Consider the following 8648-nt stretch of genomic DNA (forward strand, 5'->3'; position numbering starts at 1 on the left):
CCTCCGGAGGATCTCCAGAAGGATGGCATCCATCATGAAATTCACAAGAAAAAACACATCTATGTATAGTTCATAGTACACATCCTGCCTTCTTTCTCCTTGCATACGAAATCGATTAGGTATTTGGGCAAGACTTATTATACGAAAGGGGGAAAAAAGATTTTGTCATATGATGGGAGAGAGAAAAAGATTTTTTTCGACAGAAAAAGGGCCGGAACAGGGTTTCCTGTTCCGGCCCTAAAAGGTCTTCTCTTACTTCTTAAAGAAATCCGGGATCTTGATGGACTGCTCTTTCACCTTGCTGGTAGGCGTTCTGGGCGTCTCCAGGGAAGGCGCGGTCCCGCCGGGAGCTTTTCTTGCCACATTGCTTCCTGCGCTGCTCTTTCCTGTAGCAAGACCGATGTCCAGCTGCGGAGTGCGCACAGGCGCTGCGCTTCTTTGAGCTGCGGCAGGTCTCTCATAAGTGGTCTGGGGCGCCGGGGAAACATTCCTTGGGTGCTCCAGTCTGGACTTCAGCTTGGATGCGCTGCCGCCCACATTGTGAAGGCCGGTGGCGATTACGGTGATGGTAGCCTCATCTGCTCTGGAATCATCATACATGGCGCCGAAGATGATGTTGGCATCCTCTCCTGCCAGATCCTGTACGTACTCTGCCGCATCGGAAGCATCCATCAGGGTGATGTCTCCGGATACATTGATGATCACATGAGACGCACCGGCAATGGTGGTCTCAAGCAACGGGCTGGCAACAGCCTGTTTTACTGCCTCAAGAGCCTTGTCATCGCCGCGGCCCTGTCCGATACCGATGTGGGCGATTCCCTTGTCGGTCATAACTGTCTGGACATCCGCGAAGTCAAGGTTGATAAGAGACGGTACGTTGATCAGGTCTGTGATGCCCTGGATACCCTGCTGCAGAACCTCGTCCGCCTTCTTCAGGGCTTCCGGCATGGTAGTGCGTCTGTCTACCACCTCAAGCAATTTATCATTCGGGATAACGATCAGAGTGTCTACATTTTCCTTCAGCTTTTCAATCCCAGCAAGCGCATTGTTCATACGGGTCTTGGACTCAAAACGGAAGGGCTTGGTCACAACTCCTACCGTCAGAGCGCCCTGCTCCTTGGCGATCCGGGCAACTACCGGTGTAGCCCCGGTTCCGGTTCCGCCGCCCATACCACAGGTGACGAACACCATGTCCGCTCCTTTGAGCGCTGCGGAGATCTCCTCCGCGCTTTCTTCCGCGGCTTTCTCTCCTACCTCCGGCCTGGCTCCCGCGCCAAGTCCCTTGGTAATCTTGTCCCCGATCTGCATAAGCGTGGGGGCCTTACATAACTGAAGTGCCTGTTTATCTGTATTAATTGCTATAAATTCCACGCCGGCGATCTGCTCATCGATCATGCGGTTGACTGCGTTGTTTCCGCCGCCTCCCACTCCGCAAACAATTATTTTTGCCGCCGCTTCTGATTCGTTTGTCTTAATCTCTAGCAAGGGTTTCTCCTCCTTTGTTATCCTTATTTATTTATACATCCCATATACAAGGTGTAAAAATACACTTTGCCATATATAGTCTATAATATAGACTTTTGTACAAAATATCAATAGAATTCAGGGATTTTTCTTATTTTTCTTCTGTTTTTTCCTCCGAAATCCCTTCCGGCAGCTCCCCTACGTCAAATGTGATGGTCTCCTGGGTCCCGGAATAGCTCTCCAGGTGCAGCGTCCCTTCCTTTCCCTCAAGCTTCTCCAGGATAGGCGGGATCTGTGCCATCTTCTCCGGCGTCACCTGATTTCCCAGGCTTACGCACACCTTTCCCACAAACACATAGATCCGGCTGTCCTGACAGACGATCCGGTCTGTAGAGAGCCCCTCTTCTTTCAGTTCATCCGAGGCCTCCAGGATCTCTTCAAAAACCCGGGTGTGATCACTCTGCAAAGGCTGATACAGCCTGATGTTCTTCACCTCGATCCCCTCTACCTGGGGGATCCCTTCCAGATAGACAGAGTCCTTCTTCACCACCAGGCCGTCCCGGTCAAAATACGCGTAATCCTGATCTGCGTAGACATAACCTACAATGGGCTTCTCCTTTACCCGCACCTTCAGCGTCCAGGGCGCCCCGATCCCCACTTTCATACTCTCCAGACAGGCAGGCTCCTCCCCCTTCCCCAGAAGGTATTTCCCCACCACATAGAGAGAATTGGTAGAAAACTTATCACTCTGCACCGCTTCCAGGATCTCCTTGTCGGCGCAGTATTCATTCCCCTTGATCTCGATCTTCTGCACATGGAAGAGCAGAAGCACCGCCAGCGCGATGATAGCGAGCCCCAGGACGATGACGAAAAAGGCATACACCCTGTGACTCTTTTTCCTGCGCCTTCTCCTGGGCTGTCCTTCCAGATGTTCCTTTGTACCCATATATACTCCTCTCTTTGTTGCTCTGGATTTATTCTATCATTGTTGACACACTTAACACAACCCCCATTTCCAGTAGAAGAAACACGATCGAGGTTCCCCCGTAGCTGATGAAGGGCAAGGTGATGCCGGTGTTGGGGATGGTGTTTGTGACCACCCCGATATTCAGGATCACCTGGATCATCATGTGAGCCATGGCGCCCGCCGCGATCAGCGCGCCAAAAAGGTCCGGCGACCGGGAGGCGATCACAAAAAACCGCCAGATCAGCACCAGAAATAAAAAAAGCAGGATCCCGGCGCCAAACAGTCCCAGCTCCTCGCAGATGATGGAGAAGATCATATCGTTCTGGGCCTCCGGCACAAACCCCAGCTTCTGCACACTCTCCCCCAGCCCCCGGCCAAACAGGCCTCCGGAACCGATGGCATAAAGGCCCTGAAGGGTCTGATACCCCTTCTCATAAGCCTCCGGATCTCGCCAGATCATAAGCCGCTCCAATCGATAACTCTCCAGAGCCAGGAACACCGCCATGAATCCTGCTCCTCCGGCGCCCATCAGAAGAAAAGGCATGTATCTGGGGCTGGCCACGAACACAAGAGTCACTCCAATCCCCAGGATGATGATGGCAGTACTTAAGTTGCTTGCCCCCACCAGGCCTGCGATCGGCAGAACAGAGGCCATGACGCCAAGAAGGGCCTTCATACTCTCCATCTTCCTGCCGCTTCTGGTCACCAGCCAGGCCAAAAACAGGATCACCGCCACCTTGGCGAATTCCGAAGGCTGAAATGAAAACGGCCCCAAAGAAAGCCATCTTTTGGAGCCGTTGTATTCTTCCCCTATGAAAAGGACCGCCACGGAAAGAAGAAGCGCCGCCAGATATCCCGGCAGGGCCGCATATTTCCAGAGATGGTAGTCCGTGCGCGCCGCCAGGTACATCCCCAGGATCCCCAGCAGCGTGGCAAATACCTGCTTCTTCAGGTAGTAAAAGGAGTCGTGGAACTTCACTTCCCCATTGTAGGCGCTGGTACTGTACAGGATGATAAGTCCAAAGACCAGAAGCGCCAGAAGCGCGGCGAGAAGAGTCAGATCATACTTCCTCTTTCTTGGCTGTGTCAATCTTACCTACACTCCTTATAAGGAATTTACAATCTCTTTGAATTTCTCTCCACGTACCTCATAATTGGGAAACATATCCCAGCTTGCGCAGGCCGGGGACAGAAGGACCGCGTCTCCCGGCTGTGCCGTCCCGGCCGCCAGACGAACCGCTTCCTCAAACCCATCGGCCATCACATAATCATGGAAGCCGCATTTTTCCGCGTCTTTCGCGATCTTCTCCCGGGTCTCTCCCATAAGGATCAGCTTCTTCACCTTACCGTCAAAAGCCCGGATCCACTGGGTGTATTCCGAATCCTTATCGTATCCGCCCCCAAGAAGCACCGTGGGCCGGTTCATAGCCTGGATCGCCTTGATGGCGGCATCCGGATTAGTCCCCTTGGAATCATTGTAATAGGCTACGCCCTGTTTCTCCGCCACAAATTCGATCCGATGCTCCACGCCCTTAAACGCAAGCACCGCTTCCCGGATCACCTCCATGGGCACCCCGTAGACAGCGGCCATCCCCGCCGCGGCCATCACATTTTCATAATTGTGGGTCCCCAGGATCTGCAGTTCCTTCACATCGCAGAGCTTCACTTTCTCCGGGTTCTTATAGATAATGGATCCCTGATCCAGATAGATGCCTCTTTCTAATTTATGCCGGCTGCTGAAATATAGAACCTGGGCCTTCACCTGAGTTCCGAATTCCCGGGTCCTCTCATCCTCGTAATTGAGAACGCAGTAATCGTCTTCTGTCTGGTTCCTGGCAATATTCTTCTTGGCCTCCACATAAGCTTCCATGGTGTGGTGACGGTTCAGATGATCCGGCGTAAAATTCAGGATCGCGCTTACCTTCGGGTGGAACTCCCGGATGGTCTCCAGCTGGAAGCTGCTCATCTCCGCCACAGCGATGGAGTGTTCTGTCATCTCCATGGCCGCCAGGGTATAGGGATTGCCGATATTCCCCACCACAAACACGTCCTCCTGGTAACGCTTCATGATCTCACCAAGCAGTGTTGTCGTTGTAGTTTTTCCGTTGGTCCCTGTGATGGCCAGCACATCTCCTTTTCCATAGGAATAGGCAAGCTCCACCTCTCCGGTCACCGGGATCCCTCTGGAAGCTATGGCTTCCACCACCGGAAGATCTGTGGGGACGCCGGGACTTAAGATCAGAAGATCCAGCGTCTCAAGAAGCTCCTCCGGGAATGCCCCCAGGACAATCCTTGCCCGGCTTCCTTCTCCCAGCTGCTCCTTCACCTTCTCCGGGTCCAGCTTCTCATTGCCGTCGTAGAGGATCACTTGTGCTCCTTCTTTCTCCAGGAGCCGGACCGCAGCGGTCCCGCTGATCCCGGAGCCAAATACCAGTACCTGTTTCTCTTTTACATCCAACATAGTCCTGTCCTTCTTTCTCTTACATCGCCATCAGCGCGATCAGGCACAAAAGCGCCGTAATGATGGAAAATACAGCCACCACCCGGGTCTCCGACCATCCGCACAGCTCAAAGTGATGGTGGATGGGCGCCATCTTGAAGATCCGCTTTCCGCCGGTCTTTTTAAAATAGGTCACCTGGATCATTACGGACAGTACCTCTACCAGATAAATAAGACCCACGATCAGGATGAAAATGGGCATCTGTAGCATGTAAGCCGTAGAGGCCACAAATCCTCCAAGCGCCAGGGAGCCGGTGTCTCCCATAAAGACGCTGGCCGGATAGACGTTAAACAACAAGAATCCAAGCAGGGCTCCCACCACCGCGCAGGTGACAGGCTCGATGCCGCTTTTGGTGCCGATGGCCACCACCGTGAAAAAGGTAGCCACAAGAACCGTCACGCTGGAGGCCAGGCCATCCAGGCCATCGGTAAAATTCACGCCGTTCACGGTCCCGATCACTGCAAAGAACAACAGGGGAACCGCAAGCCAGCCGATATCCAGATATTTCCCGCCGGTAAAGGGGATCAGCATCGCCAGGGACACATCCGTAAACCGGATCAGGTAGAAGGCGAAGATAGCGGTCACTACGATCTGCAGCGCCATTTTCTGCTTCGGATACAGACCGTCAGAGCGTTTCATCACTACTTTCAGATAATCATCCAGGAAACCGATCAGCCCAAAGCCCAGAGTTACAAACAAAATGGGGATGATCTTGGGATAATCCCTGAGATAAAGAAGGGATGTGACCACTACGCTCAAAAGGATGATCACCCCGCCCATGGTGGGCGTCCCCGCCTTCTTCAGGTGAGACTTCACGCCTTCTTCCCTCTCCGTCTGTCCCATTTTCAGTCTCCGTAAGATAGGAATGATCACCGGTCCCAGGATCACGCTCAGCGCAAACGAGATCAGAACCGGCAGAAATACCGTATAATCCATAATACACCTCTTATATCTTTTGTTTGTCTTCCTTCAATCTTACATAGTATACTTCATTTTCTACTCTTTTTCAATGCCAAGATAGGGGAATATATTACGGAAAATGTCCCCGATCACCGGCGCTGCGATAGTCCCTCCGTAGTAGACTCCCTGGGGATCGTAGATCACGCACATCCCCAGGATCTGCGGGTCGTCGGCCGGTGCGAAACCGATGAAAGAAGATATATACCGGTTGGCGCTTCTGGGCAGGGTCTGGGAGGTGGCAGTCTTCCCGCCGATGCGATACCCCTCCAGATAGGCGTTCTTGCCGGACCCCTGGGACACCACCCCTTCCAGAAGGCGCTGCATGGTACGGGAGGTTTCTTCGGAAACAATGCGTTCCTTCTCCTGATACTGGAATTCCTTCAGCTCCTTTCCTTCTTCATCCAGGACCCGAAGCCCAAAATGGGGCGTCACCCGGGTGCCGCCGTTGACAAGGGAACTGACTGTGGCCGCCATCTGGACCGGCGTCACCTGGAAGGACTGTCCAAAGCTCATGGTGGCAAGCTCCACCTGGCCTACATTTTCCATCTTGTGCATGATGGTGCCCGCCTCTCCGGGCAGATCCACTCCAGTCGTCCCCATCAGCCCAAACTGTTGGAAATATTTATAGAAATTCTCCCTCCCCAGCCTAAGACCAATCTCAATGAACACCGGATTACAGGAATTCTCTATCCCCTCCACGAAGGTCTCCGCCCCATGGCCGCCCACCTTGTGGCAGCGGATCTTCCGGTCCTCCACGATCCGGTAACCGGGACAGGTAAAGGTATCCTCAAGATCCACCACCCCCTCCTCCAGACAGGCGGAGGCTGTGATGATCTTAAAGGTGGATCCCGGCTCATAGGTATCGTTGATACAGCCGTTGCGCCACATCTGATTGAGGGCATCCTGAAGTTCCTCGTCCGTCAGGTCCTCCCCTGTCCCGGTATTGAGCCGGAAGGGGGCATTGAGGTCAAATTCCGGCACATTGACCATGGCAAGGATCTCTCCGTTCCTGGGATCCATCAGGAGGATGGCCACCTTCTGGGCTTTCTTTTCCTCCAGCACCTTCTCCGCCATCTGCTGGGCATAGGTCTGAAGATTATAATCCAGGCTGATCTGGAGGGTATGGCCGGGAACCGGCTCCACCCGGTCCTCCGCCACCCCTTCCAGTTCAATGCCTCTGGCGTCTGTGGTGGTTAAGATAGTGCCGTTCTCACCCTTCAGGTATTCCTCGTACTTTACCTCCAGCCCGATGATGCCCTGATTGTCCCCGCCGGTAAAGCCCAGCACCTTGGAGGCCAGTTCCCCGTAAGGGTAATAGCGCTTAAAGTCCTCATCCACCTTCACCCCGTCAAGCCCCATGTCCCGGATCCGGTCCCCCACCTCTTTGTCCACATTTGCCTGGATCCGCTCCCGGGAAGATACCTTTTCCACCTTTTTTCGCACCTCTTCCTCAGGAAGTCCCAGTTCCCCGGACAATGCCCGGATCACTTCCTCCGGGTCCGTCACCTGGCTGTGGATCACCGAGATGGTGCATACCGTCCGGTTGGTGGCAAGGACCGTGCCGTTCCGGTCGACGATCTCCCCTCTTTTGGCCTTGATCTCCCGCTCCCTCTCATGGAGCGCCTGAGCCTTTTCCTGATAGTACCCGGCCTCAAATATCATCAGATAGACAAGACGGCCGGCCAGGACCAGAAGGAGCACTACCGCCGCAAGGAAGACCACCAGCAGTTTTCTTCGGTTGCAGGTCTTGTTCTTCATAAAAAAACCTCGCCAAAACCCTTTCTATAATCTATTAGGGTTTTGGCAAGGTTATTCTTTCCTATTCCTCTTCCTGGATCTTCTCCACTCCCAGGTAGGGCAGGATCTCTTCCATGATATCCGCCGCCATGGCTGTAGCGAAACCGCTGTTGGACTGAACGGAGGTGTTTGGCTCATCGATGACCACATAGATCATCACCTGTGGGTTCTCCTGAGGCGCGTACCCGATGAAGGATACCAGGTAATTTCCCTTCCCTCTTGGGTGTTTCTCCGCGGTTCCCGTCTTTCCTCCGATGTCATAGCCTTCCACCGCCGCCGTTGCGCCGGTTCCTTCCTTTACTACGCTGTACATGTAATCCTTGATAAGATCGCTGGTCTCCTGGGAAACCGTACGCCCCAGCAGAACCGGCTCTTTGGTCTCTGTCACGTTGCCGTTCTCATCCTGGATCTGTTTCACCACATGGGGCTGGTAATATTCCCCTCCGTTGATGAGGGAACAGAACCCTGCCGCCATCTGGGTCATGGTCACATCAAAGTTCTGGCCGAAAGCATTGGTAGCCAGACTGGTCACGTCCATATTTTCTTCTGTATAAAGGACGCCTTCCTGCTCTCCGGGCAAGTCCACCCCGGTCTTTTTCCCAAAACCAAACTCTTCCTGATACCTGGTAAATTGTTCCACTCCCAGGTCCTGGCCGATCTCCATCAGCGCCACGTTGCAGGAATTCTCCATGGCCTGGCGCAGGGTCTGGGTCCCGTGTCCGTCCCGGTTGTTACAGTGGATATCGTAATCTCCCACATGCAGCTTCCCGCCGCAGTAGTAAGTCTCATCCCCGGTGAGATTGCCCAGCTCAAGTCCTGCCGATACGGTAAACGGCTTGAAGGTGGAACCCGGCTCATAAACCTGGTTGACGCAGAAGTTGTTCCACAGCTTATTCATGGCTTCTGCCTTCTCCTCATCTGACATGGCCTCAATCTCTTTCTCACTGTAATACAAGGTC

At 53.6% G+C, this 8648-nt stretch carries 7 protein-coding genes; all 7 read right to left on the reverse strand.

Annotation, left to right across the window (positions count from 1 at the left end; translation table 11 throughout):
* Positions 1 to 252 precede the first annotated feature (252 nt).
* Positions 253 to 1485, reverse strand: a complete 1233-nt coding sequence (gene ftsZ / locus ACML7B_RS07875) for a cell division protein FtsZ (RefSeq protein ID WP_346708142.1) — start codon at positions 1483 to 1485, stop codon at positions 253 to 255.
* Positions 1486 to 1615: 130 nt separating this feature from the next.
* The gene (locus tag ACML7B_RS07880; protein WP_418540453.1) at positions 1616 to 2410 is read right to left on the reverse strand and encodes a cell division protein FtsQ/DivIB; all 795 of its coding nucleotides are present in this window, start codon (positions 2408 to 2410) and stop codon (positions 1616 to 1618) included.
* A 28-nt stretch (positions 2411 to 2438) separates the two neighbouring features.
* Positions 2439 to 3521, reverse strand: a complete 1083-nt coding sequence (locus tag ACML7B_RS07885; protein WP_418540456.1) for an FtsW/RodA/SpoVE family cell cycle protein — start codon at positions 3519 to 3521, stop codon at positions 2439 to 2441.
* A gap of 15 nt (positions 3522 to 3536) precedes the next feature.
* Positions 3537 to 4892, reverse strand: coding sequence for a UDP-N-acetylmuramoyl-L-alanine--D-glutamate ligase (murD, locus tag ACML7B_RS07890; RefSeq protein WP_418540459.1), 1356 nt, complete (start codon positions 4890 to 4892; stop codon positions 3537 to 3539).
* A gap of 19 nt (positions 4893 to 4911) precedes the next feature.
* Positions 4912 to 5868 (reverse strand): phospho-N-acetylmuramoyl-pentapeptide-transferase, encoded by a 957-nt coding sequence (mraY, locus tag ACML7B_RS07895; RefSeq protein ID WP_346708139.1) that lies wholly within the window; start codon positions 5866 to 5868, stop codon positions 4912 to 4914.
* A 60-nt stretch (positions 5869 to 5928) separates the two neighbouring features.
* On the reverse strand, positions 5929 to 7650 hold the full coding sequence (locus ACML7B_RS07900) for a peptidoglycan D,D-transpeptidase FtsI family protein (protein WP_346708138.1): 1722 nt from the start codon (positions 7648 to 7650) through the stop codon (positions 5929 to 5931).
* A 61-nt stretch (positions 7651 to 7711) separates the two neighbouring features.
* The coding region (locus ACML7B_RS07905; protein WP_418540462.1) for a peptidoglycan D,D-transpeptidase FtsI family protein at positions 7712 to 8648 on the reverse strand (937 nt) is incomplete at its 5' end.

Origin of the sequence: Massilistercora timonensis, from assembly GCF_048354975.1 — a bacterium.
Lineage (GTDB): Bacteria > Bacillota > Clostridia > Lachnospirales > Lachnospiraceae > Massilistercora > Massilistercora timonensis.